This is a genomic window from Bradyrhizobium sp. B097 (genome assembly GCF_038957035.1).
In the GTDB taxonomy this organism is placed as follows: domain Bacteria; phylum Pseudomonadota; class Alphaproteobacteria; order Rhizobiales; family Xanthobacteraceae; genus Bradyrhizobium.
In genome coordinates, this window is the sequence record NZ_CP152412.1 from 7,983,317 (window position 1) to 8,008,849 (window position 25,533).

General features: G+C 65.2%; 28 protein-coding genes. 9 read left to right on the forward strand and 19 right to left on the reverse strand.

The genetic code is table 11. The annotated features are described in order from the left end of the window. Positions 1-14: 14 nt before the first annotated feature. On the reverse strand, positions 15-1,691 hold the full coding sequence (locus AAFG07_RS36680; RefSeq protein WP_342729348.1) for an outer membrane beta-barrel protein: 1,677 nt from the start codon (positions 1,689-1,691) through the stop codon (positions 15-17). 261 nt (positions 1,692-1,952) lie between these two features. Between AAFG07_RS36680 and AAFG07_RS36685 the strand changes: the two genes are divergently transcribed. Continuing rightward, on the forward strand, positions 1,953-2,963 hold the full coding sequence (locus AAFG07_RS36685) for a KpsF/GutQ family sugar-phosphate isomerase (protein ID WP_342724505.1): 1,011 nt from the start codon (positions 1,953-1,955) through the stop codon (positions 2,961-2,963). Between the two features lie 110 nt (positions 2,964-3,073). Here the strand turns inward: AAFG07_RS36685 and AAFG07_RS36690 are convergent, their stop codons facing one another. After that, a complete protein-coding gene (locus AAFG07_RS36690; RefSeq protein WP_342724506.1) occupies positions 3,074-3,613 on the reverse strand; it encodes a carboxymuconolactone decarboxylase family protein in 540 nt (179 codons plus the stop codon). A gap of 89 nt (positions 3,614-3,702) precedes the next feature. Here AAFG07_RS36690 and AAFG07_RS36695 point away from each other — a divergent pair, with 89 nt between their 5' ends. Next, complete coding sequence (locus AAFG07_RS36695) at positions 3,703-4,029, forward strand: helix-turn-helix domain-containing protein (protein WP_342724507.1); 327 nt, start codon at positions 3,703-3,705, stop codon at positions 4,027-4,029. Positions 4,030-4,198: 169 nt separating this feature from the next. Here the strand turns inward: AAFG07_RS36695 and AAFG07_RS36700 are convergent, their stop codons facing one another. From AAFG07_RS36700 to hemH, 3 genes are all read right to left on the reverse strand, one after another. After that, positions 4,199-4,645 carry an NfeD family protein gene (locus AAFG07_RS36700; RefSeq protein ID WP_342724508.1) on the reverse strand — a complete coding sequence of 149 codons (447 nt, stop codon included), beginning with the start codon at positions 4,643-4,645 and terminating at the stop codon, positions 4,199-4,201. A gap of 181 nt (positions 4,646-4,826) precedes the next feature. Then, the gene (locus AAFG07_RS36705; protein WP_342724509.1) at positions 4,827-5,831 is read right to left on the reverse strand and encodes an SPFH domain-containing protein; all 1,005 of its coding nucleotides are present in this window, start codon (positions 5,829-5,831) and stop codon (positions 4,827-4,829) included. Positions 5,832-6,070: 239 nt separating this feature from the next. Next, positions 6,071-7,108: a ferrochelatase gene (gene hemH / locus AAFG07_RS36710; RefSeq protein ID WP_342724510.1), complete on the reverse strand. Its 1,038-nt coding sequence runs from the start codon at positions 7,106-7,108 to the stop codon at positions 6,071-6,073. Between the two features lie 115 nt (positions 7,109-7,223). On the opposite strand from hemH, the gene AAFG07_RS36715 reads away from it, so the two are divergent. Further along, entirely contained in the window at positions 7,224-7,622 is a 399-nt protein-coding gene (locus AAFG07_RS36715; RefSeq protein ID WP_342724511.1) for an MAPEG family protein, read from the forward strand. Positions 7,623-7,765: 143 nt separating this feature from the next. Here the strand turns inward: AAFG07_RS36715 and AAFG07_RS36720 are convergent, their stop codons facing one another. The 4 genes from AAFG07_RS36720 to AAFG07_RS36735 form a co-directional block, all read right to left on the reverse strand. Continuing rightward, entirely contained in the window at positions 7,766-8,590 is an 825-nt protein-coding gene (locus AAFG07_RS36720; RefSeq protein WP_342722065.1) for an IS5 family transposase, read from the reverse strand. A 110-nt stretch (positions 8,591-8,700) separates the two neighbouring features. Next, entirely contained in the window at positions 8,701-9,798 is a 1,098-nt protein-coding gene (locus AAFG07_RS36725; protein WP_342724512.1) for a nickel/cobalt transporter, read from the reverse strand. Next, positions 9,795-10,430, reverse strand: a complete 636-nt coding sequence (locus AAFG07_RS36730; protein ID WP_342729349.1) for a DUF1007 family protein — start codon at positions 10,428-10,430, stop codon at positions 9,795-9,797. The genes AAFG07_RS36725 and AAFG07_RS36730 overlap by 4 nt, the downstream gene beginning before the upstream one ends. An 11-nt stretch (positions 10,431-10,441) precedes the next feature. Continuing rightward, on the reverse strand, positions 10,442-12,517 hold the full coding sequence (locus AAFG07_RS36735) for a M3 family metallopeptidase (RefSeq protein WP_342724513.1): 2,076 nt from the start codon (positions 12,515-12,517) through the stop codon (positions 10,442-10,444). Positions 12,518-12,653: 136 nt separating this feature from the next. Here AAFG07_RS36735 and AAFG07_RS36740 point away from each other — a divergent pair, with 136 nt between their 5' ends. The 6 genes from AAFG07_RS36740 (at position 12,654) to AAFG07_RS36765 (ending at position 17,603) form a co-directional block, all read left to right on the forward strand. Next, entirely contained in the window at positions 12,654-12,908 is a 255-nt protein-coding gene (locus tag AAFG07_RS36740; RefSeq protein ID WP_342729350.1) for a hypothetical protein, read from the forward strand. A gap of 661 nt (positions 12,909-13,569) precedes the next feature. Beyond that, on the forward strand, positions 13,570-14,712 hold the full coding sequence (locus AAFG07_RS36745) for a type III PLP-dependent enzyme (RefSeq protein ID WP_097676670.1): 1,143 nt from the start codon (positions 13,570-13,572) through the stop codon (positions 14,710-14,712). A 129-nt stretch (positions 14,713-14,841) separates the two neighbouring features. Then, a complete protein-coding gene (locus AAFG07_RS36750; protein ID WP_342724514.1) occupies positions 14,842-15,447 on the forward strand; it encodes an N-acetyltransferase in 606 nt (201 codons plus the stop codon). A gap of 10 nt (positions 15,448-15,457) precedes the next feature. Further along, entirely contained in the window at positions 15,458-15,625 is a 168-nt protein-coding gene (locus AAFG07_RS36755; protein WP_342724515.1) for a hypothetical protein, read from the forward strand. A 105-nt stretch (positions 15,626-15,730) separates the two neighbouring features. After that, on the forward strand, positions 15,731-16,120 hold the full coding sequence (locus tag AAFG07_RS36760; protein WP_342724516.1) for a RidA family protein: 390 nt from the start codon (positions 15,731-15,733) through the stop codon (positions 16,118-16,120). A gap of 40 nt (positions 16,121-16,160) precedes the next feature. After that, entirely contained in the window at positions 16,161-17,603 is a 1,443-nt protein-coding gene (locus tag AAFG07_RS36765; RefSeq protein WP_342724517.1) for a homospermidine synthase, read from the forward strand. 67 nt (positions 17,604-17,670) lie between these two features. Here AAFG07_RS36765 and AAFG07_RS36770 read toward each other — a convergent pair whose 3' ends face one another. The 10 genes from AAFG07_RS36770 to AAFG07_RS36815 all read right to left on the reverse strand — a co-directional run bounded on the left by AAFG07_RS36770 (position 17,671) and on the right by AAFG07_RS36815 (position 25,518). Beyond that, positions 17,671-18,411 (reverse strand): acetoacetate decarboxylase, encoded by a 741-nt coding sequence (locus AAFG07_RS36770; RefSeq protein ID WP_171948001.1) that lies wholly within the window; start codon positions 18,409-18,411, stop codon positions 17,671-17,673. Between the two features lie 120 nt (positions 18,412-18,531). Next, a complete protein-coding gene (locus tag AAFG07_RS36775) occupies positions 18,532-18,834 on the reverse strand; it encodes a hypothetical protein (RefSeq protein WP_342724518.1) in 303 nt (100 codons plus the stop codon). Between the two features lie 80 nt (positions 18,835-18,914). Beyond that, complete coding sequence (locus AAFG07_RS36780; RefSeq protein WP_342729351.1) at positions 18,915-19,631, reverse strand: MgtC/SapB family protein; 717 nt, start codon at positions 19,629-19,631, stop codon at positions 18,915-18,917. A 44-nt stretch (positions 19,632-19,675) separates the two neighbouring features. Then, a complete protein-coding gene (locus AAFG07_RS36785) occupies positions 19,676-20,695 on the reverse strand; it encodes a WD40 repeat domain-containing protein (protein ID WP_342724519.1) in 1,020 nt (339 codons plus the stop codon). Beyond that, on the reverse strand, positions 20,695-21,744 hold the full coding sequence (locus tag AAFG07_RS36790; protein ID WP_173638736.1) for a GTP-binding protein: 1,050 nt from the start codon (positions 21,742-21,744) through the stop codon (positions 20,695-20,697). Before AAFG07_RS36790 ends, AAFG07_RS36785 begins: the two co-directional genes overlap by 1 nt. Positions 21,745-21,795: 51 nt before the next feature. Further along, the gene (locus AAFG07_RS36795; RefSeq protein WP_342724520.1) at positions 21,796-22,668 is read right to left on the reverse strand and encodes a metal ABC transporter substrate-binding protein; all 873 of its coding nucleotides are present in this window, start codon (positions 22,666-22,668) and stop codon (positions 21,796-21,798) included. A gap of 5 nt (positions 22,669-22,673) precedes the next feature. After that, the gene (locus tag AAFG07_RS36800) at positions 22,674-23,543 is read right to left on the reverse strand and encodes a metal ABC transporter permease (protein ID WP_092123731.1); all 870 of its coding nucleotides are present in this window, start codon (positions 23,541-23,543) and stop codon (positions 22,674-22,676) included. A 5-nt stretch (positions 23,544-23,548) separates the two neighbouring features. Further along, positions 23,549-24,304: an ABC transporter ATP-binding protein gene (locus AAFG07_RS36805; RefSeq protein WP_342724521.1), complete on the reverse strand. Its 756-nt coding sequence runs from the start codon at positions 24,302-24,304 to the stop codon at positions 23,549-23,551. A gap of 4 nt (positions 24,305-24,308) precedes the next feature. After that, positions 24,309-24,503, reverse strand: coding sequence for a hypothetical protein (locus AAFG07_RS36810; RefSeq protein ID WP_342724522.1), 195 nt, complete (start codon positions 24,501-24,503; stop codon positions 24,309-24,311). A gap of 706 nt (positions 24,504-25,209) precedes the next feature. Then, positions 25,210-25,518 carry a hypothetical protein gene (locus AAFG07_RS36815; RefSeq protein WP_342724523.1) on the reverse strand — a complete coding sequence of 103 codons (309 nt, stop codon included), beginning with the start codon at positions 25,516-25,518 and terminating at the stop codon, positions 25,210-25,212. Between the last annotated feature and the right edge of the window lie 15 nt (positions 25,519-25,533).

The following is a 25,533-nucleotide window of genomic DNA, read 5'->3' on the forward strand; positions in this document are numbered from 1 at the left end:
GGAAGCGAAATCAGCTAGTTCTGCACCCGCACGCCGAGCATCACGACCGTCGATGCCGAGCTCTGTCCGGCCAGGTTCGAATCCAGCCAGTCGCGGCGCAGCGTGCCCTTGATCCAGAGGCTGCGGGTCATCTTGTAGATCAGGTCGGCGGAGACCGAGTAGATCGTGTCGTTGCGGTTGTCGCCCTGGTAGTCGAGCGTGCCGTAGGTGAATTTGCCGATGCCGGTCAGCCAGCGGCGGAAGTCGTGGTCGACCTCGACGGTGTAGGTGCGCGACAGCACGCCGGAGGTGCCGGGCAGCGTGGTCTCGCCGAGCTGGGTGTCGGAATAGAATTTCGCCGTGGTCAGCGGCGTCGCGGTCCAGGTCAGCGACGCCGTCGTGAGCAGGCCCTCGAGCCGGTTGAGCCGTGGGTCGACGTAATCGCGCGCCGCGTAGCCGATCGAGATTTCGCCGAACAGAATCCGCGTGAATTCGAACGAGGTGCCGACCTTGGCGTAACCACCCGACGAATTGCGAGCGTAGCCGGAACGGTCGAAATAGAGATCGTGGAAGCGACTGTCGCCCTCCACTTCGATGAAGGGCTTTACCGCCGGGTTGAGCTCATAGCTGACGCGGCCGATGCCGCCATATTGCGTGAAGTTGCGGTCGTCGTTCGACGACGAGGTGCCGTCGGTCAGCTTCGACCATTGGTAGTCGGTGCGGTCGACGGTGCCGCCGAGCGAGACCTGCATGCGGTTGAAGTGCTGGTCGATGCCGAAGGTGCCGCCGACCGTGGAGTAGAGCGGATATTTGGCGAGGCCGGCCTGCACGTTCGGGCTGCCGGGATTGTCGGTCGAAACCAGCAAGCGGGCCTGCGCCGTCAGATGCGTATCCCTCGACACATCGAGACGGCCGTCGATATGGCCGGTGAAGCTCGGACGGTCGACGTCGAGCGGCGCCGACAGCGGCGTGCCGTCAATCGGCGTGAGCTGGGAGCCGTAGCCGGTGAACGAGCCGCGCAGATCGGCGACGACGGCGTGGCGCTCCCAGTCCGACATCGCGACGAATTCCGGCGCGACCATGTAGAACGCCTTGCCCTGCGGCGAATTCAGACGGCCCGGATTGGTGTCGTAGCCGGCCATCACCTCGACCGCCGTCTTGACCATGAACGAGCCGGCGTAGTCGCCGACCGCGCCGAACGGATCGTCGTCGAGCTTGAGCCGCCTGCGCGGCGGCTGGCCGACGATGGTGCCGGCCATCGCCGGCGGCAGCGGCGGCTTGCTCGCGGTCTCCGACGGCGGGATCGACAGCCGCAACTGCCCGGCCGCGGTCAACGGCTGTGGCGTGGGCACCGGCGAGCCGGGTCCCGGCGGCGGCTTCGGCTTGGCCTGGCCCGGATAATATTTCGGCTTCAGGCGCTTCCGATTGAGCGAGTCATAGCCTGATGTCGCGGCGCCATTCGCGGCGGGGAGACCGTAGGTCGGGACCTGTCCGACGCGCTCCGACGTTGATGCCGACGACGAGGCACGCCGGCCGGGATCGGCGTCGGGCAGCCTCAAGCCGTTGAGCGGATCCATGGCATCGGCCGTGGTCCGGCGCAGCGGCGAATCCTGTGTGATCACCTGGCTCTGGCGGCTCGGGCTGAACAAATCGGGCGTCACGGTCTGGGCGTTGGCGAGCCCGATCGTCGCGGTCAGCGCAAGAGCAGTCAGCAAAAGGCATGGCACAGCCACGCGAATGAAGCACTCGCGCCGATTTGGGCCGCTTGCTGGCCGCCGCAACACGATGGAAATACTCCAACGAATCCATGTACTTGACGTACGCATCCCGCCGGGCGGCGAAAAACGTCGTTAATGGAGTTAAAACAATTATGGTTAATGAGCCGTTGAGGATCCGCCGCCGCGCGTCGCATCGCGGAATCGAACGTGCTAAGGGAGACGCCCGGGTGCAAAACCCCTCCCCTGGAATCCGAAATGGCCAAATCGAAACCGCTGATGACCAAATCATCCGGCCCCGATGACGGCGCCGTTCAATCGGCGCTCCGCACCCTCGATGCCGAAGCAAGCGGCGTCGCTGCGCTCTCTGCGGCGCTCAAGTCCGACCTCGGCGCGGCGTTCACGGCGGCGGCCGGACTGATCCGCAAGGCCAAGGGGCGGCTGATCGTCACCGGGCTCGGCAAGTCTGGCCATATCGGCCGCAAGATCGCCGCGACCTTCGCCTCCACCGGCACGCCGGCGTTCTTCGTGCACGCCGCCGAAGCCAGCCACGGCGATCTCGGCATGATCACGGCCGACGACGCGATCCTGGCGCTGTCATGGTCCGGCGAGCAGCCGGAGATGCGCAATCTGATCGCCTATGCGGCGCGCTTCGGCATCCCGCTGATCGCGATGACCGCCGACAAGGACTCGACGCTGAGCAAGGCGGCCGACGTGCAGCTGACGCTGCCGAAGGCGCGCGAGGCCTGCCCGCATAATCTGGCGCCGACCACGTCCTCGCTGATGATGCTGGCGCTTGGCGATGCGTTGGCGATCGCGCTGCTCGAAGGCCGCGGCTTCACCTCGACCGATTTCAGCGTGCTGCATCCGGGCGGCAAGCTCGGCGCGCTCCTGAAATTTGCCCGCGACCTGATGCACAGCGGCGAGGCGCTGCCGCTGAAGCCGCTCGGTACCAAGATGTCTGACGCGCTGGTCGAGATGACCTCGAAGGGCTTCGGCTGCGTCGGCATCGTCGACCACCACGGCCATCTCGTCGGCATCGTCACCGACGGCGATCTGCGCCGGCAGCTGACGCGCCCCGACCTTTTGACGCTGTCGGTCGACGAGGTCATGACCAAGACGCCGAAGACGATCGGCCGCGACACGCTGGCCGGCGAAGCGCTGGAACTGCTCAACGCCTCGAAGATCACAACGCTGATCGTGACCGATGCGAAGAAGCCGGTCGGCATCGTCCATCTGCACGATCTGCTGCGCGCCGGCGTGGCGTAATTTCGCTTTGTCATTCCGGGGCGCGCCTCTTGGCGCGAGCCCGGAATCCATACTCACGATGATGGTTATGGATTCCGGGCTCGCCGCTTCGCGCCGCCCCGGAATGACGATTACCTCGGAAACCGCGCCGCGGTCGCCTCAAGCGGCAGCGCCAGCGCGTTGGCGAGGTAGGAGACGGTGCGGTAGAAGCCGCACAGCAGGATGATCTCCAGCACCTGGTCGTCATCATAATGCGCCGACAGCGCCGCGTACTCCGCGTCATCCAGCGTCGCCCGCGCATGCAGCGCGTCAACCGCCGCGATCATCGCCTGTTCGGCCGGCGACCAGCAGTCGGCATCGGCCGCACCACGCACGGTGGCGTGGACCTGCTGCTCCGACAACCCGGCGGCGGCGCCGAACGCGGTGACATGCACGCCCCATTCATATTCGCATGCATTGAGCGCGCAGGTGCGGTCGATCACGATCTCGCGCTCCCGCAAGGGCAGCGGCCCACGGTCCAGCAGGCTGCCGCCGCGGAATTTCTCCCAGGCGCGCGGATGGCCCGCCATCATGCGGAACAGCACCAGCGGCGGCTTGCCGCGCATGATGCGATCGAAATGCTGTTGAACGTCCGCGGCGTAAGGCGGATCGAGCGGTGCGATGCGTGACATGGGCAGATCTCGCTGCTACATTTACTGTAGCGTTACGCTACAATATCTGTAGCGATTGACGCAAGCGAGATTCATGGGGGATTCGCGATATGGCGAAGCAGGTTCCGACCGCAAAATCCGGCGTCCGCGGCTCACGGACCGGCCGCCCGATCATGGCGCTGCTCGATCTGCTCGGACGGCGCTGGACCTTGCGCATCGTCTGGGAGCTGCGCGAGGGCGCGCTGACCTCGCGCGCGCTACGCACCGCCTGCGACGAGGCGTCACCGACGATCCTGCAGACGCGGTTGACCGAGCTGCGCGAGGCCGGCTTCGTCGAGCTGACAGATGACGGTTACAGCCTCACCGCGCTCGGCCGGGAGCTGTTTGCGACCTTCACCCCGCTCAATCGCTTCGCCGAGCGCTGGAGCAAGCGCTAATTCTCTCCCTCTCCCCGTTCTTACGGGGAGAGGGTTGGGGTGAGGGGCTCCCTCCGCGAGCGAGCCGATAGTTGAGACCTGTACCCCCTCACCCGGATCGCATCTAACGATGCGATCCGACCTCTCCCCGCAAGCGGGGCGAGGTAAGCAAGAGCCTAGCTTAGCGAGCCTAAGCGATCGCCACCGTCAGGCTCGCGCCGTCGGCGCGGACCACTTTCACGCGGCTGCCGGCCGGCGCATCGGGGCCGGCGACGCGCCAGACCGTGTCGTCGATCCGCACCGTGCCCGAGCCATCGACGATCGGCTTCTCCAGCGTGAATTCGCGGCCGACCAGGGCTTCGTTGCGGCGGTTGAGGAACGGATTGGTCTTGCTTGCCTCGGTCGCGCCCCTGGCAAAATGCCGCCACGCCGGCACCGCGAGCGCGGCGAACACCGCGAACATCAGGAGCTGCGTCTGCCAGGACGGCGTGAAGACGAACGATAGCAGGCCGACCAGCAGCGCCGCTAGCCCGAGCCAGAACAGGAACACCCCGGGTGCCGCAAGCTCCAGCGCCATCAGGATGAAGCCGAAGATCAGCCAGTTCCAGGTACCCAATGACGAAAACATCTCGGCCATGACGTGACCTCTACAATGCCTCCACAGCGGAGGTGAGCTCCCTCTCCCCTTGTGGGAGAGGGTTGGGATGAGGGGTGACAGTCTCTCCGCGGAAAGAGACCCCTCACCCGGATTGCATCTAGCGATGCAATCCGACCTCTCCCACAAGGGGAGAGGTGAAGTAAGTACGCCGTCACGCCCTCTACCGCTGCGGCGGCACCGGCGGTGGCGGCGTTGGACCGGCCGACGGCACCGATCCGCCGCGCCGTGCGGCGGCCGCCGCGGATGCGGCACTCTCGCCGAAGGTGGCCTTGGCGATCTCGCCAATGCCGGCGAGCGAGCCGAGGATGCTGGTCGCCTCGATCGGCAGCATCAGCACTTTCTGGTTCGGCGAATCGGCCAATTGCCCGAACGCCTTGATGTATTTGTCGGCGATGAAATAGTTCAGCGCGGCGACATCGCCCTTGGCGATGGCATCGCTGACCATCTGGGTGGCTCTCGCCTCGGCTTCGGCGGAGCGCTCGCGCGCCTCGGCGTCGCGGAACGCAGCCTCCTTGCGGCCTTCAGCCTGCAGGATCTGGCCCTGCTTGGCGCCCTCGGCGCGCAGGATCTCGGACTGCCGCTGGCCCTCGGCCTGCAGGATGTCGGCGCGCTTGACGCGCTCGGCCTTCATCTGCCGGCCCATCGCCTCGACGAGGTCGGCCGGCGGCACGATGTCCTTGATCTCGATTCGGTTGACCTTGAGGCCCCAGGGCGAGACCGCTGCGTCGACCACGCGCAGCAGCCGCTCGTTGATCTCGTCGCGATGCGACAGCACCTGGTCGAGATCCATCGAGCCCATCACCGAGCGGATGTTGGTCATGGTCAGGACGATAATCGCCTGGTTGAGATTGGCGACCTCGTAGCTCGCCTTCGCCGCATCGAACACCTGGAAGAACGCAACGCCGTCCACCGTCACGGTGGCGTTGTCCTTGGTGATCACCTCCTGCTCGGGGATGTTGATCACCTGCTCCATCATGTTCATCTTGCGCCCGATGCGATCGAAGTAGGGCACGATCAGATTGAGGCCGGGCGACAGCGTGCGGGTGTATTTGCCGAACCGCTCGATGGTCCAGTCATAGCCCTGCGGCACGGTCTTGATGCCGGCGAACAGCGTGACGATGACGAGAAGAACAAGCGCGATCGCGAAAATATCGAAGCCAGTCATGAAGTCCTCCAAGGCGCCGCGAGACCCGCGACACCGTCGCCAGGCACGGTCGTGCATTGGTCGGCAGGACCGCTCCGCCGGTTCAGCCGGCTGTTGTTCTCTCTAGCACATAGGAAGGGGTTGTCGGACTGCCAGATGCACGCAAGCTGAACACGAGATGCAGCGAAGCTGAACGAAGCGCGGTGTCCGGTGTCACGGATCGTTAACAATCAGATCCAGCCCCCTTGGATCAAGCGGTGCTAGATCCAGCCCTGAAGCTCGCGCAGCACGAGCTGGCGGATCACGTCCATGCCGCCGTCGCTGTCGTTGAGGCAGGGGATGGCCGCGAACTGCTCGCCGCCATTGTGCCGAAAGATCTCGGCATTCTCCTGCGCGATCTCCTCCAGCGTCTCCAGGCAATCGGCGGAGAAGCCGGGCGTGACCACGGCAATCCGCCGCACGCCGTCCTTGGCGAGCTTCTCGACCGTCTTGTCGGTATAGGGCTGCAGCCACTCGGCATTGCCGAAGCGCGACTGGAAGGTGAGGATCAATCTATTGGCATCGAGCCCGAGCCGCTTGCGCAGCGCATCGGTCGTGGCGATGCACTGCGCCTGATAGGGATCGCCCTTGTCGACATATTCCTTCGGCATGCCGTGGAACGATGCGAGGATGATCTCGGGCTGGAACGGCAACGTCGCGAGATGGTCATTGATCGAGACCGCGAGCGCCTCGATGTAGTCAGGATCATCGTAATAGGGCGGCGTCACCCGCAGGATCGGCTGCGCGCGCATGCCGGCCAGCACGCGAAACGCCTCGTCGCAGACCGTCGCCGACGTCGCCGCCGAATATTGCGGATAGAGCGGCACCAGCAGCAGCCGGCCGCAGCCCTGCGCCGCCAGCGCCTCGATGCGCTCCTTGATCGACGGATTGCCATAGCGCATCGCCCAGTCGACTACGACGTGATCGTGATCGGCAATCGCCTCCGCCAGCTTTTCGGCCTGTGAGCGCGTGATGGTCTTCAGCGGCGACTCGTTCTTCGCGGTGTTCCAGATCTTCAGATAGTCGCGCGCCTTGCGGGCCGGGCGGACGCGCAGAATGATGCCGTTGAGGATCAGCTTCCAGAGCAGGCCCTGGTTCTCGATCACCCGCGGATCGGACAGGAATTCCCTCAGATAGACCCGCACGCCCGCGGCATCGGCCGTATCCGGCGTGCCGAGATTGACCAGCAGCACGCCGACGCGTTCCGGCTTCGGCGCCGCGGCAGGCTTCGCGCTCTCGAAGGGGATCACCGTGCTCATGATGGCGTTGCGCCTAAGGTCCTTCGCTTGGGGGCTTTGGGCTTCGCGCGTTGCTCCAACCTTGTCAAGCCGAGTGCCGGTTGGCTACGTTCCGGTCCGTGAATCGGGAGGAACCATGACGATCGCCGAATGGTGCGTCTTCGGGACGCTGCTGCTCTCGCTGCTGACGATCGTATCGGTGAAGTGGCCCGGCATCCACGGTTTTGACAATTCGAAACCACGCGATCCCGACTTCTACGACGACCCGATCCGCTCGCGCGCGCTCGGCGCCCACCAGAACGGCATCGAGGCCTTGCCGTTCTTCGCCTTCGCCGTGCTGCTCGCCGAATTCCGCGTCGGGCCGCTGCGGCTGATCGACGAGCTCGCGGTACTGTTCCTGATCGTGCGGATCGCCTACGTCCTCACCTATATCGGCAACCGCCCGACACTGCGCTCGATCCTCTGGAGCATCGGCTTTGCGATCAACATCGCGATCTTCTTCCTGCCGGCGATCAGGGGATATCTGACGAGTTGAGCGAGGCAGCCCTGTTATCCGTCATCCTGAGGTGCGAGCAGAGCGAGCCTCGAAGGATGCACGGCCCCGCTGGTGGCCGTCGATCCTTCGAGACGGCGCTGACGCGCCTCCTCAGAGTCTGACTCCAAATGAGCTGAGTATTTTCAGGGCGTAGCGAGGCGTCGGGTCAAGAGTCTGAGATGGGCTACGAGGAGCCAGGCGACCTCAGTTGAGGCGGAGCCCTCGAAATCTCTGGAGAGGCGGCGACACCTGCCGAACCACGCGAAGGTGCGCTCGACGACCCAGCGTCGTGGTAAGAGCTGGAAGCCTTTGACCCCAGGCGGCCGCTGAACGATCTCAATGGTCCATGGCCCGCAATGGGAGAGCGCGCCAACAAGCTGCTTTCCGCGATAAACCCGGTCAGCAAAGACATGACGCAGTTTCGGAAAGCGCTCTCGCACGCGCTCCAGTAAGGGGACTGCACCATGCACGTCCTGAACATTGGCTGGGTGAACGTGGACGGCCAGCAAGAGACCGTTGGTATCGGTGACGATGTGCCGCTTACGTCCGTTAACACGTTTGCCCGGATCGAAGCCGCGCGGGCCGCCGGCTTGTGTCGTCGAAGCGCTCTGACTGTCGATGACGGCCGCCGTCGGTGTCGGCTTGCGGCCGAGTTTGCGCCGTGCCTGTCGGACCAGAGCCTTCACGATCCTGTGCCATCGGCGAGTATCGCGCCAAGTATAGAAATAACCTTGCACCGTCGAGTACGGCGGGAACTCCCGCGGCAGAGCGCGCCATTGGCAGCCGGTGGACAGAATGAACAAAATGGCCTCGACTACCTTGCGCAGATCAACCTTCCGCGGGCGGCCCAATCGACGCCGACCCGGCAACTTCCTGGCTATCAGACGCCACTCCGCGTCGGTCATGTCGCTTGCATAGCGCAGTCCGTTCCGCAGATACTGAGCACGAGTGATTTTGGTCCATGGCATGGTGCACTCCCTCGAATCTTTGCAAATCCGAAGGAATCACAGCCGACTGAAATCACTCACTGCTTTTTCGGTCAGGCTCTCAGGATGACGGATTACTTGGAGTTAGGACCCTACAGGCACGTCGCTCGTTCGGCCGCAACGTAGCCGAACAACAGTCCGAGCCCGAACAGCAGCACCAGCGCAGCGGCGGCAAACTCCAGGCCGCGCATGATCACCATGCCGCCGCCGTCGCGCGCCGCGCTCAATCGCTCGGCCACGCCGCGCGCCGACACTGCGACGAGCGCGATCGCGGCCACCGTGATGGCGGTGCCGAGCCCCATCACGAAGGTCGCGGCAATGCCGGCCCAGAACAGCCCCTGCGCCAGCGCGAACACCAGCACCAGGATCGCGCCCGAGCACGGCCGGATCCCGACGGTGAAGATTGCGCCAAGGCCGCGCCGCCAGCCGCCGGGACCGGCGAGCTCGGCCGGCGTCGGCCCGTGCGAATGGCCGCAATGCTCGTCATGGACGTGCTGCGCGTCATGCCCGTGATCGTGGCCGTGATCATGGTGATGGCCATGCTTGTCATGCACGTGGTCGTGGTGATCGTGATCATGGTGGTCGTGATCATGCTGATGCGCGCCGGCCATCGCCAGCGCCGGCCGCGGCACCTGGAGCGCGCGGAGGAAGCCGCCGCCCTTGACCCAGACCAGCCGGGCGCCGAACGCCGCGATCAGCGCGTAGCTCGCGATCTCGATCGCCTTCTCCGCCCCGCACATGGTCTTCGCCGTCGCGTTGAGCAGCCAGGCACAGACCCCGACGATCAGAACGGCGACCAGCGACTGCATCAGCGCCGAGGCGAACGACAGCACGATGCCGCGCCGCGCGGTCTCGCGATTGGCGACCATGTAGGACGAGATCACCGCCTTGCCGTGGCCGGGGCCGGCGGCATGGAAGATCCCGTAGGCAAAGGAGATCGCAAGCAGCGTCCAGACCGCAGAGCCGTCGGATTTCGCGGCGCGGATGGTCGCCGACATCTCACGGTAAAACTCCGACTGCTTTGCCAAGAGCCAGCCGACGATCCCGCCTTGCGGCTCCGCAGCGCGCGGTGCGCCGAACGGATTTTGCGCCAGCAGCGCATGCACCGCACCATCCAGCACCGCGAATGCCGCCAGCACAGCAGCGGACACGGCGAGGCCGCGCATCACGCGGGAAGCGATCGGCGTCATGGGCAATCCACCGTGATCTTGTTGGCGAACATCATCGCGAAATTGCCGGCACTTCCGTCGAGGAAGTTCTGCTCGCCGAGCTTCTGCGCGGCGGCGGTGCCGTCATTCGGCCGCTCGAATGCCAACTTGCAGTCGGCCGCGGCGCCGACCAGCTTGACCGGCTCCTTCTCCGCGAACTGGAAGTCGATGAAGTAGGTCGGGTCGAACACTTCGAGCGAGAGCTGCCTAGCCTTGAACGGCGTCTTCACCGGCAAGGTGAAGTGCAGCGTCAGCGCCGAGTCCTTGTATTCGAGGAAGTAGTCGACCGGCTCGGTGAACTTCTGCTTCTTGCCGTCGCCCTTGGCGAAGGTGAAGTAGGCGTATTCCTTCAGCGACTCGACATTGGTCTGCGCCAGCGGCGCCAGCTCCTCGCGGCTGTAGGCGCCCTTCACCTTGGTCTCGATGCCCTGCAACGCATAGGTCGAGAACATGTCGTCGAAGGTCCAGGCGTGGCGGACCCCCGTGACGGTGCCGTCGGGCGCGTAGATCAGCTCGCTTTTGGCCACGATCCAGACATGCGGGTGGGCCTTGGCGGCCGCCGTGTCGAGCACGACGGACACCGCGAGCACGAGCCCGGCGATCAGGCGGTTCAGAGAGGGCACCTTCAGGCCGCCTCGGGCGTCTCGAGCAGGCCGCGACGGCGCAAGAGCGCGTCCGGCTCGGGCTCTCGGCCGCGGAAGGCGACATAGGCCTCCTCCGGATCGCGCGAGCCGCCCGACGAATAGATGTCGTCATGCAGCCGCTTGGCGGTCGCGGGATCGAAGATGTCGCCAGCCTCCTCGAAGGCGCCAAACGCGTCGGCGTCCATCACCTCCGACCACATGTAGCTGTAATAGCCGGACGCATAGTGGTCGCCGGAGAAGATGTGGCCGAACTGGGTCGGCCGGTGCCGCAGCGAGATCTCGGCGGGCATGCCGATCTTCTCCAGCTCCTTCTGCTCGAAGGCGCGGACGTCGCGACTCGCCGCCGCCGGCTGGGTGTGGAATTCGAGGTCGACCAGCGCCGAGGAGACGAACTCCACGGTGGCAAAGCCCTGGTTGAACTTGCGCGCGGCGAGGAAGCGCTTGAGCAGATCGTCCGGCAGCGCCTCCCCGGTCTGGTAGTGGCGGGCGAAGCGCTGCAGCACCTCGGGCCGCTCCTGCCAGTGCTCGTAGAGCTGCGAGGGCAGCTCGACGAAGTCGGTGAAAACCGATGTCCCCGACAGCGACGGATAGGTCACGTCCGAGAGCATGCCGTGCAGGCCATGGCCGAACTCGTGGAACAGGGTCCGCGCGTCGTCCGGCGACAGCAGCGACGGCGCGCCGTCGGCGCCCTTGGCGAAGTTGCAGACATTGATGACCAGCGGCGCGACGTCGCCGTCGAGCTTCTGCTGGTCGCGCAGCGAGGTCATCCAGGCGCCGGAGCGCTTGGAGGGCCGCGCGAAGTAGTCGCCGTAGAACAGCGCCTTGTGCTGGCCGTCGCGGCCCGTGACCTCCCACACCCGCACATCCGGGTGCCAGACCGGCACGTCCTTGCGCTCGGCGAAGGTGACGCCGAACAGGCGGGTGGCGCAGTCGAAGGCGGCCTCGATCATGTGGTCGAGCACCAGATAGGGCTTGATCGCGGAATCGTCGAAATTGGCTTTGGCCTGGCGCAGCTTCTCGGCGTAGTAACGCCAGTCCCAGGCCGCCAGGGTGAAATTGCCGCCCTCTTCAGCGATCAGCGCCTGCAGCGCATCGCGGTCGGCGAGCGCCCGCGCCCGCGCCGGCTTCCAGACCCGCTCCAAGAGGCCGCGCACCGCCTCCGGCGTCTTGGCCATGGAATCCTCGAGGCGGTAGGCGGCGTAGGTCGGGAAGCCCAGGATCTTCGCGGTCTCCTCGCGGAGCGAGAGGATCTCCACGATGGTCGCATTGTTGTCGTTGGTGTTGCCGTTGTCGCCGCGGGCCGTGAAGGCCTTGTAGACCTTCTCGCGCAGGTCGCGGCGCGACGAGCTCTGCAGGAACGGCTCGACCGAGGAGCGTGACAGCGTCACGATCGCCTTGCCACCCTTGCCGCGCTCTTCCGCCGCAGCCTTGGCGGCCGCCACATATGTGTCGGAGAGGCCGGCGCGGTCGCCCTCGCCGAGCTCCATGGACCACTCCTGCTCGTCGCCGAGCAGATGGTGGCTGAACGAGGTGCCGAGCTGGGCGAGGCGTTCGTTGATCGCGGCCATGCGGGCCTTGGCCGCGTCGTCGAGCCCGGCGCCGGAGCGGTGGAAGCGGGTGTAGGTGCGCTCCAGCAGCCGCATCTGCTCGCCGGTCAGGCCGAGCGAGGCGCGCTTCTCGTGCAGCATCGCGATGCGGCCAAACAGCACAGCGTTCATCATGATCGGATTCCAGTGCCGCGCCATCCGGGGCGACACCTCCTTGTCGATCTCGAGGATCGCAGGGCTCGAATGGGCCGAGACCAAGTCGTAGAACACCGCCGAGACCTTCGACAGCAGCTTGCCGGAGCGCTCCAGCGCCGTGATGGTGTTGTCGAAGTCGGGCAGCGCCGGATCATGGGTAATCGCAGCCACTTCAGCCGAATGGTCGGCGAAGGCCTGCTCGAAGGCAGGGAGGAAATGCTCCGGCTTGATCTCGGCGAAGGGCGGCGTCTCGAGCGGCGTCTGCCATGCCTTCAGGAGGGGGTTGGCGTGAGCGTCTGCGCTGGTTTCTGACATCGAATATCCCGTTTTTCGCCTTGAAAATGCGGCCCAATCTATATCACGCGATACGGCATTTTTGGGCCTTTTGCGCTTGATAGATGGGCTCTTTTCGGAGAGATTGCGCCCCCTGAACAGGACCTATTCCATGACCATGCAGCCCACCACCGCAGGCACCAGCCGGATCCTCTGGCCGAGCGTCATCACCGTGATTTCGGCGGCGATCCTGATCGGCGCGGAAGTGTTCGGCGCGGCCTTCGCCGGCGGCTGGGCGCTCGCGATCGTGCTCGGGCTCGGTGATTTCGGCGCACACATCCTGCAGGCCGTGCTGTTCGGCATCGGCGTCCTGATCATGATCGCCTTCATCCGCGCGGCGCAGCGCGTCGAGCCGTTCACGCGTCGCGCGTGAGCTGAAGCGATTCAAGAAAGCGCTGCGGCACAGGGCTTAAACGCACACGCTTCGTTAGTCATTCTTAACAGCCGTTCATCTTCAACACCTGCTGCGCGCGCCATCGCAAGCGCGTGTTAGGGAAATTTGTCGCTATCGCAAAAAAAATCTTGCGAAGCGAATTCAAAAGACTTATTTCCTGCCTTGCCCAATTTCGCACGTGCCTGTGGTCGTGTGTCAGTCGGTAGGTATCCGGACAAGAGGCCGGACAGCCGCCAAGGGGTGGAAGAACCGAGGGTCGCTTACGTCCGTCAGGACACGAGGCGGCCAGCCTCCCTCTCCAGGGATGCCGTTGAAGGTCTCACCACTCTTTGCAACCGTGACTGGCAGCCGGAGGCGAACCGGCGCACCCCGCTCTCAACGGGGGACGCGACTTAAAGCAACGACGGATCGGGCTTTTTTGGTCTCTACCGGCAGTCCAACGCCGGCGCGGGCTACTGAAAAGGCTTGTCCTTCATTGCCAGGTGTGCGGGCGGGAAACTCTCCCAACCAATCCACGGCAGCACAGTCTGGTTTGAGTCTTTTGGCTTCCGTTGCGCCTCCATCGCGCAATGCGGCCAGAGCACTCTTATCCGACGTCACGTTGATGCGGATCCCGTCGCTGGGGCCGTTGGAGAGTGCCATGACCGAACGTATCCAGGAATTCCTGCGTCACCGCCGCAGCGAAGGTCTCGACACCGAGCCGTGCCTCGTCGTCGACCTCGAGGTCGTGCGCGACAATTACCAGACCTTCGCGAAGGTGCTGCCGGACAGCCGCGTGTTCTACGCGGTGAAGGCCAACCCGGCGCCCGAGGTGCTGGCGCTGCTCGCCTCGCTCGGCTCCTGCTTCGACACCGCGACCGTTGCGGAAATCGAGATGGCGCTGGCCGCCGGTGCGACGCCGGACCGCATCTCCTATGGCAACACGATCAAGAAGGAGCGCGACATCGCGCGTGCCTTCGCGCTCGGCATTCGCCTGTTCGCCGTCGACTGCGCCGCCGAGGTCGAGAAGATCTCCCGCGCCGCTCCCGGCGCGAAGGTGTTTTGCCGCATCCTCTATGACTGCGCCGGCGCCGAGTGGCCGCTGTCGCGCAAGTTCGGCTGCGACCCGGAGATGGCGGTCGACGTGCTCGACCTCGCCAAGCGCCTCGGGCTGGAGCCGTGCGGCATCTCGTTCCATGTCGGCTCGCAGCAGCGCAAGGTGAAGGCGTGGGACCGCGCGCTCGCGATGGCCTCGACCGTGTTCCGTGACTGCGCCGAGCGCGGCATCAACCTCACCATGGTCAACATGGGCGGTGGCTTCCCGACCAAGTACCTCAAGGACGTTCCGCCGGTCCTGCAGTATGGCCGGTCGATCTTCCGCGCGCTGCGCAAGCATTTCGGCAACCAGATCCCGGAGACGATCATCGAGCCGGGCCGCGGCATGGTCGGCAATGCAGGCATCATCGAGACCGAAGTCGTTCTGATCTCGAAGAAGAGCGACGAGGACGAGGTGCGCTGGGTCTATCTCGACATCGGCAAGTTCGGCGGTCTCGCCGAGACGATGGACGAGTCGATCCGCTACGCCATCCGCACCCCGCATGACGGCGCGGACATGACGCCGTGCGTGCTCGCGGGCCCGACCTGCGATAGTGCCGACGTGCTGTACGAGAAGCTGCCGTATCCGCTCCCGGTGACGCTCGAGATCGGCGACAAGCTGCTGATCGAAGGCACCGGCGCCTATACGTCGACCTACTCGTCGGTGGCGTTCAACGGCATTCCGCCGCTGAAGACCTACCACATCTAAGCCGCCTCCTTTTCGAGGCCTGATAAACCGGGAGCCGGCCCCGCCGGCTCCTTCCCGATCATTTTTGATTTTTCTGAACGACGCTTGCGCGGCGTGCGACATGCCGTTGCAAGCGGGGACTGACGTGCCATGACTGCGAAACGGAACACCCCCGTTGCCCTCATCCGAAAAGCCGCCCCGTTCGCGATCCGCGCGGAGCGTGCCTCGGACGTCGTCGCGCGCGAAGCGCTGCTGGATGCCTGCTTTGGCGAGAACCGCCATGCCCGCACTTGCCAGCGCCTGCGCGACGGACGTGCGCCCGCCCAAGGCCTGAGCCTTGCGGCCGTGCGCCAGGACGGCCGGCTGGTTGGAACCGTGCGGCTGTGGCACGTCAGCGCGGGGGGCCGCAGCGCGCTGATGCTGGGGCCGCTGGCTGTCGACGACGACTGCCGCGGCCTCGGCGTCGGCGCCGCGCTGATGCAGCGCGCGCTGGCCGTGGCGAAGGCCCGTGGCCACGGCGCGGTGATCCTGCTTGGCGATGCGCCCTATTACGCCCGCTATGGCTTCACCGCCGCGAGGACCGGCGAATTGTCGCTGCCGGGCGCATTCGAGCGCGAGCGGCTGCTCGGCCTCGAGCTTGTCGAGGGCGCGCTGGACGGCGCCTGGGGCATGATCACGCCGACCGGCGCACCGCTGCCCAAGAGCAAGGCAACCCGCAACCGGAAGGCACCGCTCGCCGTGCCGCACGCGGCGTAAGGCGGGCGCCATGGCAGAGAACCTTCCCGCAATCGATGGCGCGCGCCCGCGTTGGCGCGGCCTCGTCCCCACGGTCATGCTGGTCCTGATCTCGGTCATGATCGTCCGGGACATCCTGATCCGGCGCTGGACCGGCACGCCGCCGTCGCCGCCGGACACCACGCAGCAGTCCCACTAACGCCGGGCCGCAAGGCCCGGAATCCCAGGTCAGAATCTGGGGGTTGCGCGGGCGCCGAAAATGCCCGTAAACCCCGAGCAAAGCCATTTTCAGCCGAGATCCGACATGTCCCGCCGCCTGATTTCCACCGGCTCGCCGTTCGAGAAGACCGCTGGCTACAGCCGTGCCGTGATCGACGGCGACCTCGCCTTCGTTGCCGGAACCACCGGCTACGACTACACCACCATGACCATGCCTGATGATGTCACGAGCCAGTCACGGAACTGCTTCAAGACCATCGAGGCTGCCCTGAAAGAGGGCGGCTTCGCGATGGCCGACATCGTCCGCGCGACCTACTACCTCACTGACATCAGTGACGTGGATGCCCATTTCGCGGTCTGCGGCGAGGTTCTCGGCGACATCCGCCCGGCCGCAACGATGCTGATCGTCGCGGGGCTCTACAAGCCCGAGATGAAGGTCGAGATCGAAGTTACCGCAAAGCGACGCAACCCCTGATCCACTCTACCCGCCGCTCGGCGCTCTCCTGGAGAAAATGATGAGCCCCTCCTCGCAGATCTACGCGAAAATCACCGGCCCCATTGTCATGATCGGCTTCGGCTCGATCGGCAAAGGCACGTTGCCGATGATCGAGCGGCATCTCGATTACGACAAGTCGCGCGTCACCGTGATCGATCCCAAGGACGAGGGCCGCAAGGCGCATTGCGAGAAGCAGAATGTAAAGTTCATCCAGCAGGCCGTGACCAAGGACAATTATCGCGACCTGCTGACCCCGCTGCTCACTGAAGGCGGCGGCCAGGGCTTTTGCGTCAATCTGTCGGTCGATACCGGCTCGACCGACATCATGGAGCTCTGCAACGAGCTTGGCGCGCTTTATATCGACACCGTCAACGAGCCTTGGCTCGGCTTCTACTTCGATTCGTCGAAGGGCCCGGAAGCGCGCTCCAACTACGCCCTGCGCGAAGTGACGCTGGCCGCCAAGAAGGCGCGTCCGGCGGGCTCGACCACGGCCGTCTCCTGCTGTGGCGCCAATCCCGGCATGGTCTCGTTTTTCGTCAAGCAGGCGCTGCTCAACGTCGCCGCCGATCTAAAGCTCAATGCCCCCAAGCCGAAGACCAAGGCCGAATGGGCGGACTTGATGCGGCAGGCCGGCATCAAGGGCATCCACATCGCCGAACGCGACACCCAGCGCTCCAAGTCGCCGAAGGAGCCTGACGTCTTCGTCAACACCTGGTCGGTGGAAGGTTTCCTGTCGGAAGGCGTGCAGCCGTCCGAACTCGGTTGGGGCACTCATGAAAAATGGATGCCCGAGAATGCGCACACCCATGAAGCCGGCTGCGGCGCAGCGATCTATCTGATGCAGCCCGGCGCCAACACACGCGTGCGGACCTGGTGCCCGACCCGCGGCGCGCAGTACGGCTTCCTCGTCACCCACAACGAGTCGATCTCGATCGCCGATTACTTCACGGTGCATGACGCATCGGGCAAGGCGATCTATCGGCCGACGTGCCACTATGCCTATCATCCGGCTGACGATGCCGTGTTGTCGCTGCATGAAATGTTCGGCCGCGCAGCGAAGATGCAGGAGAAGCACCACATCCTCGATGAGAACGAAATCGTCGACGGCATCGACGAACTCGGCGTGCTGCTGTTCGGCCACGACAACAACGCCTACTGGTACGGCTCGCAGCTCTCCATCGAGGAGACCCGCAAACTCGCGCCCTATCAGAACGCGACCGGCCTGCAGGTGACCTCCGCCGTGCTCGGCGGCATGGTGTGGGCGCTGGAGAATCCGAACGAAGGCATCGTCGAAGCCGACGAGATGGATTTCGACCGTCTGCTGGAAATCCAGCTGCCGTATCTCGGCCCGGTGAAAGGTTTCTACACCGACTGGACCCCGCTGACGGATCGTCCGGGACTGTTCCCGGAAGATATCGACACCAGCGATCCCTGGCAGTTCAAGAACGTCCTGGTGCGCTGACCGCACAGCGTACCTTGAGAACGAAAATGCCCGGCTTTGCGCCGGGCATTTTGCTGTCTGGCGCCGCTCACTTCGCCATGTAGTCGAACGCGACCGAGCCGAGCCCCAGCGTCAGGTCCGCCTTGTAATGCAGCGCCGAGACCACTTCGCGCACCGGCAGGCGGGCGACGTCGCACAGCGCGTGCGGAAACAGGCCGAGCGCGGAGGGCCCTGTCCAGGCCTCCTTCAAGGTAATGTCGTCGAGATGGAAGCGCACCAGCTCGCAGATCCGCGGCGTGCCGTCGACATGCGGAATGATCTTCAGGATGAAGTTCGGCGCCTTCATCGCGTTCAAGACCGTGTCGTGATCGACCTTGTGGTACTTGTAACCCATCGTGGCGGAGGCGCAGAGCACCGAGCCGTAATGCAGCGAGCCGACCAGCACGTCGCTCTCGACCGCAATCTTCGGCCGCGCCAGCTTTTTCGGAAATCCCCAGAGCTCGCGGCCGCCGGCGATCGGGGCCTCGTCGTCGAGATACATCGCGTGGGTATAGGCCCCGAGCTCGCCCTTGAAGCGGACCGGGATCACCTGCCCGGTCTCCGTGTAGTCGCCGAAGCCGGTCGAGTCCGGCATGCGGATGAATTCGTACTTCACGACAGGCTCGGCGACCTCGAGCGGCTCCGGCACCACGGCCGCCAGCGCCTCGGGGTCGGTCTTGTAGGTGATGATGAAATATTCGCGGTCGAAGAACCGGTACGGTCCCGGCGGAAACGACGGGTTGGTGAGCGGCATCGAATAGGCGGTGCGCCGGACGTCCTCGATCTTCATGAAGTGCCCCATCTGTCGTTAGTGTGCCGGTAGATTATGGCGGGCGCGGAGGGCGGAGGCGAGACCGTATAATCGGCAGCATCAGTCAAATGCGCGTCACAATGCGCCGGCCGAACGCGGCTATTTCTTCTCGATCGGCGGGGCGATCTTCTCGGCGGGCGCCGGCGGCAGCGCCGGCCTGGCGCCGGCCTTCTGCGCGTCAGCGTCGGGACGCGCCGGCTCCGGCGCCGGCGTGGTCGGCCGCTCGCCGCCGGGTTTTGACTCGGCGGGCGGCGTTGTCTGCAGCGGCTGGGTCGCCTGCGCCATCTCCTGCGGGGCAGCGTTGATCGCGTGCAGCGACAGCGCCGCGATCGCAACGCCCGCCACCACCAGCGTGGAGGCGATCAGCACGTCGTTCCGCAGCCTGGTCCGATCCGCAACCATCTCGTTCACCCGCGATTGTCAGCGAGATCAACGATCCGGCCACGGCATGGTTCCTGAGCAGAGCTTGCGGGAACCCGGCCTCAATCCGTGGTGCTGATTTCCCAGGTCACGTGCCGCACGCCGGGCTGATGCTGCAGGTCGACCACCACGGCATTCAGCTCGTTGGGGTCGACCGCGGTCGAGACCAGCTCCGCCACGATCTCCAGGAAATCGTCGCCGGCCTCGACCACGTTGACATCGGCGACCGGATAGTTCGCGGCCTCGAGCTTCTCGACCAGGCGGTCGCGCATGTCGGGCAGCGCCTCGGGAGTCACCACGAGCTTGAAGTAGTAGGTCGCCTCCGAGGCCTTTTCGTTCAGCGGGATGCGGTTGATGGCGTTGACCAGCGGACGCAGCAGCGTGTTGCCGGCGATCACGAACACGGTCAGCGCCGCCGCCTGCGCCACCAGGTCGGCGCCGGCGCAGGAGCCGACCGCGGCCGAGGCCCACAGCGTCGCCGCGGTGTTGAGGCCGCGCACGTCCATGCCCTGCTTCATGATGACGCCGGCGCCGAGGAAGCCGATCCCCGACACCACATAGGCGATCACCCGCACCGCGCCGTCGGCGCCGGCCAGATGCATCGCGAGGTCGACGAAGGCGGCCGCGCCGACCGCGACCAGCACATTGGTGCGCAACCCAGCGGTGCGCTGCCGGTACTGCCGCTCGGCTCCGATCAGGGTGCCGAGCACAAAAGCTGTCGTCAGGCTGACCAGCGTGTCGATGAAGTCGGCGAGCTGGAATGTGGTGAGAAATCGCATCACGCTGCCGATTCTTCCTCGCTCGAAACCGATGCAGCGATCTCTTACATTTCCAGGATGCCCGCGTCACCATCTTCCGTGCCGAAGGCGAGCAGCGTGCCCTTGGCATTCCACCCCAGCGCGGACACCGCGGTACCGGCATTCCGACGCACCAGGATCTCGGCGCCGTCCTCGAGCCGGACCATCAGCACAGTGCCGTCGGCATAGCCGACCGCCATGATGTCGTTCTTCGGATGGCAGGCGACCACCGCGACCCGCGCCGGCATCGGCGCCAGCATCGCCGGCTCCTTGCCCATCGGCCCATCCTTGCTGGTGAACGGCCAGACGATCACGGTATCAGCGCCCGAGGTCGCGAGCCCCTTGCCACCGGCGCTCCATGACATCGAGCGCACGCGGCCGGGATAGCCGCTCATCCGCATGTGCCGGTTATCGGCGAGCCGCCAGCCATGCATCGCGGCCTCGTGCATCGCCGTGACAAGAAACTTGTTGTCCGGGCTGAAAGAGACCGCGAGGTGCGAGCCGGCCCATTCCAGGAATTCCGGATTGGCGGCCATGTTGGGAAACCACAAGGTCACGCCGTTGTAGTGCGCGATCGCAAGCCGCAGGCCCTTCGGCGCGAACGCCAGCCCGCCGACGGTCGACGGCACCTCGAAGGTTTTCTCTTCGCCCTTGGGATTGCGCACGAACGCGGTCTTGCCCGCCGACCACGCCACGGTGCCGTCGCTGTGCAGCGCGACATTGTCGATCCAGCGCCGCTTGGCGTCGGTCGCAATCGTCGAGATCTCGCCCTTGGCGTCGATCGCGACCAGCTTGCCGTCGTCACCGCCGGTGACGAGCCGCTTGCCGTCGGAGGCCGCGCACAGGATGGCGCCGAAATGCGTCTCTGTCCGCGTGATCTCGCCGTCGGCGGTCGCGATCACGACGCTCTCCTCGGCGCCGACGAAGAACGCGCGGTCGCCGAGAAAATGTACTGAGCCGATCGCCGCGCCGAGCGGAAGCTGCTTGACGCGGTCGGTGATCGAAACGATGGAAGAAGGGGCCTCGCCCGGGTCGAACTCTTTCATCACGTGGTGATGCACTGCTCGAAGCCGTCGCGGATCGCCTGCTCCGGCAATTCGCGACCGATGAACACGACGCGGCTTTCGCGCTTCTCGCCGTCCTTCCACTTCCGCTGGTGGTCGCCCTCCAGCATCATGTGGACGCCCTGGAACACGTAGCGGTCGTCATCGCCGGTGAAGGCGAGGATACCCTTCGAACGCAGGATCTTCTGGCCCTCGGTGGCGACGAGGTTCTGCAGCCAGGGCATGAACTTGGTTGGGTCGAGCGGCTTCTCCGAACGCAGCGACAGCGATTGCATGTCCTCGTCGTGATAGTGCTTCAGCCCACCATGGCCGTGATCGTGGTGGTGGTGATCATGGTCATGACCGTGGTCGTGATGATCGTGGTCGTGACCGTCGCCGGCCTCGAGGAAATCAGGCTCGATCTCCAGGATGCGGTCGAGATCGAACGCGCCGCGTTCCAGCACGTCTGATAGCCCGACCTGGCAGCGCTCCGTGCGGTGTAGCTTGGCATAGGGGTTGATGCCGCGGATGCGGGCTTCGACCTCGGCGAGCTCAGCCTTCGAGACCAGGTCAGTCTTGTTCAGCACGATGACGTCGGCGAACGCGATCTGGTTCTTGGCTTCCGGCGCGTCCTTGAGGCGATCGCTCAGCCATTTGGCGTCGGCGACGGTTACGACGGCGTCGAGCCGGGCGTTCTTCTGCACGTCCTCGTCGACGAAGAAGGTCTGCGCGACCGGCGCCGGATCGGCAAGGCCGGTGGTCTCGACGATGATGGCGTCGAACTTGCCCTTGCGCTTCATCAACCCGTCCATGATGCGGACGAGGTCGCCGCGCACCGTGCAGCAGACGCAGCCATTGTTCATCTCGAATACTTCCTCATCGGCGCCGATGATGAGGTCGTTGTCGATGCCGATCTCGCCGAATTCGTTGACGATGACGGCGTATTTCTTGCCGTGGTTTTCCGACAGGATGCGGTTCAACAGCGTGGTCTTGCCGGCGCCGAGATAGCCCGTCAGCACGGTCACTGGAATTTTTTGCGAAGCTTCAGCCATAACAACTCCGAATTGGGGCCGCGCTCAATCCCGGCAGGGAGGCCCCTGCCCCTAGTTGGCGAGCGCGCTGGTCAGGGCCTTTATATTGTGCCTGACCATATCAATGTAAGTGGGTGCTTGGCCCTTTTCGGCCGTCAAACTGTCCGAATACAGGGTCCCGCCGACCCTGGCGCCGGTCTCGGCCGCGATCCGCTCGATCAGGCGCGGATCGCTGATATTTTCGAGAAAAACTGCCGGAATTTTCGCGAGCTTGATCTGGGCGATGATGGCGGCGATATCGCGCGCGCTGGGCTCGGAATCGGTCGAGACGCTGAGCGGCGAGAAGAACGTAATTCCATAGGAATCGGCGAAATAACCGAAGGCGCCGTGGGTCGAGATCACCTTGCGCCGCGCCTCCGGTATTTTCGCCACCGCCTCGTGCACCTCGCGGTCGAGCGCCTCGAGCTTCGCCAGATAGGCGTCGGCATTGGCCTTGAAGACGCCGGCTTGGTCAGGGGCCGCGGCGATCAGCCCGTCGCGGATATTGACGACATAGATCTTCGCATTGGCCACGGATTGCCAGGCATGCGGATCGTCATGGCCGCCCATCTTGCGTGGCATGATCCCCTTGGTTGCCACCGCGACCGGCGCCTTGCTGCCGGAGGCCTGCAGCAGCCGCGGCAACCAGCCCTCGAAGCCGAGGCCGTTGATGACCAGCAGCCTGGCGTCGGCGACCTTCTTGGCGTCTGCCGGCGTCGGCGCATAAACATGCGCGTCGCCGTCGGGCCCGACCAGCGCCACCACGTCGACGCTGTTGCCGCCGACATTGCGCACCATGTCGGCGAGGATCGAGAAGCTCGCAACGACGTTGATGCGCTCCTCGGCGCGCGCCGCGCCGCTCGCCAGCAGCAGCACCAGACCGATCAACCCGAACAATCGCCGCATCGTCCTCACGCCTCGAGATGGCGGCCGGGAAACAGCTGCCGGACCAGGCCGCTGACATTGCCGAACAGCAGCGACACAATATAGAGCCCGGCCGCGACCAGGATGATCGCGGGTCCGGAGGGAATCCGGGTCTGGTACGACAGCACCAGCCCGGCATAGCCCGACACAATCGCGCTCGCGACCGCGATGCAGATCATGGTGGTGATGTCGCGCGACCAGAACCGCGCGATGCCGGCGGGCAGGATCATCAACCCGACGCCGAGCAGCGTGCCGAGCGCGTGGAAGCCGTTGACGAGATTGACCACGACCAGCGCGAGGAAGGCGAGATGCGCCGGCGCGCCGGCCCGGCTCACGGTGCGCAGGAACACCGGATCGACGCATTCGATCACGAGCGGGCGATAGATCACTGCGAGCACCAGCAGCGTGATGGTGGCGTTGAACGCGATCACCAGCAGGGTCTGGTCGTCCATCGCGAGGATATTGCCGAACAGCACGTGCAGCAGGTCGATATTGGTACCCTTGATGGAGACAATGGTGACGCCGAGCGCGAGCGAGACCAGGTAGAAGGTCGCAAGCGAAGCGTCCTCCTTCAGCTCGGTGGTGCGGGCGACGAGGCCGGCGAGCAGCGCCACTGCAAAGCCCGCGATCAGGCCGCCGGTCGTCATCGCGAACAGGTTGAGCCCGGACAGCAGGAAGCCGATCGCAGCGCCCGGCAGGATCGCATGCGCCATGGCGTCGCCGACCAGGCTCATCCGCCGCAACATCAGGAACACGCCGATCGGCGCGCCGCCGAGCGACAGCGCGATCACGGCCGCGAGCGCGCGGCGCATGAACTCGAATTCGGTGAAGGGCGTGATCAGCGCGTCAGTCAGCATCGGCGTCAGGCGGCCCGTGAGCGCGGATCGGCTGCGCAGGCCGCGGCACTGTCGTCGAACGCCTCGCACATCCGCATCGCGACCGTCAGATTGTCCGCCGTCAGCGTCTCCGCGGTCGGGCCCCATTCCACCGGGCCGCGCGCCAGGAGCAGTGTTTCCGGGAAATTGTTGCGCACCATGTCGAGGTCGTGCAGCGCGGCCAGCACCGTGCGTCCCTCGCCGTTCCAGCGCTTCACCAGCGCCAGGAGATCGCCGGTGGTCTTGGCATCGATGGCGTTGAACGGCTCGTCGAGCACGATCAGGCGGGCATCCTGCAACAGCACGCGCGCGAACAGCATGCGCTGCATCTGGCCGCCGGACAGCGTGCCGATCGGGCGGTTCTCGAAGCCGTTGAGGCCGACGGCCGCGAGCGCCGCCCGGATCTTGTCGCGCGCGGCCCGGCCGATGCCGCCGAAGAAGCCGGTCGAGCGCCACAGCCCGGTGCCGACGAAATCGAACACCGAGATCGGAAACGTGCGGTCGATGTCGGCGGATTGCGGCAGATAGGCGATGTCGCGGTGGTCGAGCCCGTCGAGATCGATCACGCCCGACAGCGGCTTGAGCACGCCGGCGATGCCGCGCAGCAGCGTCGACTTGCCGGCGCCGTTCGGGCCGATCACGGCGAGCAGCGCGCCCGCCTCAACCGCACCGTTGAGATGGTGCACCGCCGGGTGGCGGTCATAGCCGAGCGTGACGTCGCGGAAGGTGACAAGCGCGCCCATTGGTTTACCTCATCGCCAGCCAGACGACCGCCCACAGGCAGGCAGAGACCGCGAGCGCCGCGGCCAGCCGGGCCGGCACCGGCATGCGCAGGATCGACCAGGGCGCGGCCTGGGCCGGATGCGCGTGCGGGCCGTGGCTGTGCACGTGGGGATGGCCGTGGTCGTGATGGTGGTGGTCGTGGGTGTGCGTATGCGCCATGGGGAAGCTGTTATATTATAACATAACGCGAGTCTACAAACGAGGAACTCATGGCCGCTCCGCAAAACCGGGAGAGATTCGAGTTGCGCCGGCAGAGTGACGCCCTCGCCGACAGCTTTGCCAGGGAAACCCGCCCCGATGGAACCGCCGGCTACCAGCGCCAGGATCGGGATTTCTGGTAGCCAGCCCGGCACCGGTCGCGCCTGGAACGGGCTGCCGGCCGCCCAGGGCGACCGTCCGCCAGAAGGGCGACTGCGTGAGCCGCAGGGGGTCTCTCCGTTCGTCGTCCTGGCGAAAGCCAGGACCCATAACCACCGCATTCGGTGATGAACGGGATCGCGGCCCCAACGTCGCGCAACAATTGCGATTTGGGGTAATGGGTCCTGGCTTTCGCCAGGACGACGATGAGTGTGTGGCGCATCTGCTTGCCTCAAATTCCGCCGTCGTCCCGGCGCAGGCCGGGATCCATAACCACCGCATTCGGTGATGAACGCGCTCGCGGCCCCAGCCTCGCGTAACAATTGCGATTTGGGGTAATGGGTCCTGGCCTTCGCCAGGACGACACCGAGTGCGTGGCGCAAGTTGCGAGGCACGTCTGCACGTCTCGAATTCCGCTGTCGTCCCGGCCTAGTGCGCAATTGCGCACTAGGCCGGGATGACGACGATGAGGATGGCTTCTCGATTCAAGAGAGAGACACGAGCCAGTCTACTGGCACACCGGCGTGGTCAGTTTTGGGTCAGCTGGTCTTGCTGACCAATACGCCCGCTGACTGAGCTCCGCTTCGTTTATCGCGGGAGCACATACGTAGCTCGTCTTGCCAATGCACATCGGCGAGCCAATCGAGAAGATGAGGTTTTCGTAGATGCAATAGTTGCCGATCCCGGATGGCAGATCGGTCGGCGGCGCTGTGGAGCCCCCAAAATAGGGCTGCGATGAACCGCCCGGCGCCCTGTCTTGCGCCTCGGCCGCGTGAAGGGAAATCAATAGCGTCAGACACGTGACGATGCGGAGCATGATCCCTCCGGTCAA

Bases quoted from the DNA above. Each gene is read 5' to 3' on its own strand.
- AAFG07_RS36685 (WP_342724505.1), top strand. From the start codon at position 1,953: ATGGCCAAATCGAAACCGCTGATGACCAAATCATCCGGCCCCGATGAC.
- AAFG07_RS36690 (WP_342724506.1), bottom strand. From the start codon at position 3,613: ATGTCACGCATCGCACCGCTCGATCCGCCTTACGCCGCGGACGTTCAA.
- AAFG07_RS36695 (WP_342724507.1), top strand. From the start codon at position 3,703: ATGGCGAAGCAGGTTCCGACCGCAAAATCCGGCGTCCGCGGCTCACGG.
- AAFG07_RS36700 (WP_342724508.1), bottom strand. From the start codon at position 4,645: ATGGCCGAGATGTTTTCGTCATTGGGTACCTGGAACTGGCTGATCTTC.
- AAFG07_RS36705 (WP_342724509.1), bottom strand. From the start codon at position 5,831: ATGACTGGCTTCGATATTTTCGCGATCGCGCTTGTTCTTCTCGTCATC.
- hemH (WP_342724510.1), bottom strand. From the start codon at position 7,108: ATGAGCACGGTGATCCCCTTCGAGAGCGCGAAGCCTGCCGCGGCGCCG.
- AAFG07_RS36715 (WP_342724511.1), top strand. From the start codon at position 7,224: ATGACGATCGCCGAATGGTGCGTCTTCGGGACGCTGCTGCTCTCGCTG.
- AAFG07_RS36720 (WP_342722065.1), bottom strand. From the start codon at position 8,590: ATGCCATGGACCAAAATCACTCGTGCTCAGTATCTGCGGAACGGACTG.
- AAFG07_RS36725 (WP_342724512.1), bottom strand. From the start codon at position 9,798: ATGACGCCGATCGCTTCCCGCGTGATGCGCGGCCTCGCCGTGTCCGCT.
- AAFG07_RS36735 (WP_342724513.1), bottom strand. From the start codon at position 12,517: ATGTCAGAAACCAGCGCAGACGCTCACGCCAACCCCCTCCTGAAGGCA.
- AAFG07_RS36740 (WP_342729350.1), top strand. From the start codon at position 12,654: ATGCAGCCCACCACCGCAGGCACCAGCCGGATCCTCTGGCCGAGCGTC.
- AAFG07_RS36745 (WP_097676670.1), top strand. From the start codon at position 13,570: ATGACCGAACGTATCCAGGAATTCCTGCGTCACCGCCGCAGCGAAGGT.
- AAFG07_RS36750 (WP_342724514.1), top strand. From the start codon at position 14,842: ATGACTGCGAAACGGAACACCCCCGTTGCCCTCATCCGAAAAGCCGCC.
- AAFG07_RS36755 (WP_342724515.1), top strand. From the start codon at position 15,458: ATGGCAGAGAACCTTCCCGCAATCGATGGCGCGCGCCCGCGTTGGCGC.
- AAFG07_RS36760 (WP_342724516.1), top strand. From the start codon at position 15,731: ATGTCCCGCCGCCTGATTTCCACCGGCTCGCCGTTCGAGAAGACCGCT.
- AAFG07_RS36765 (WP_342724517.1), top strand. From the start codon at position 16,161: ATGAGCCCCTCCTCGCAGATCTACGCGAAAATCACCGGCCCCATTGTC.
- AAFG07_RS36770 (WP_171948001.1), bottom strand. From the start codon at position 18,411: ATGAAGATCGAGGACGTCCGGCGCACCGCCTATTCGATGCCGCTCACC.
- AAFG07_RS36775 (WP_342724518.1), bottom strand. From the start codon at position 18,834: ATGGTTGCGGATCGGACCAGGCTGCGGAACGACGTGCTGATCGCCTCC.
- AAFG07_RS36780 (WP_342729351.1), bottom strand. From the start codon at position 19,631: ATGCGATTTCTCACCACATTCCAGCTCGCCGACTTCATCGACACGCTG.
- AAFG07_RS36785 (WP_342724519.1), bottom strand. From the start codon at position 20,695: ATGAAAGAGTTCGACCCGGGCGAGGCCCCTTCTTCCATCGTTTCGATC.
- AAFG07_RS36790 (WP_173638736.1), bottom strand. From the start codon at position 21,744: ATGGCTGAAGCTTCGCAAAAAATTCCAGTGACCGTGCTGACGGGCTAT.
- AAFG07_RS36795 (WP_342724520.1), bottom strand. From the start codon at position 22,668: ATGCGGCGATTGTTCGGGTTGATCGGTCTGGTGCTGCTGCTGGCGAGC.
- AAFG07_RS36800 (WP_092123731.1), bottom strand. From the start codon at position 23,543: ATGCTGACTGACGCGCTGATCACGCCCTTCACCGAATTCGAGTTCATG.
- AAFG07_RS36805 (WP_342724521.1), bottom strand. From the start codon at position 24,304: ATGGGCGCGCTTGTCACCTTCCGCGACGTCACGCTCGGCTATGACCGC.
- AAFG07_RS36810 (WP_342724522.1), bottom strand. From the start codon at position 24,503: ATGGCGCATACGCACACCCACGACCACCACCATCACGACCACGGCCAT.
- AAFG07_RS36815 (WP_342724523.1), bottom strand. From the start codon at position 25,518: ATGCTCCGCATCGTCACGTGTCTGACGCTATTGATTTCCCTTCACGCG.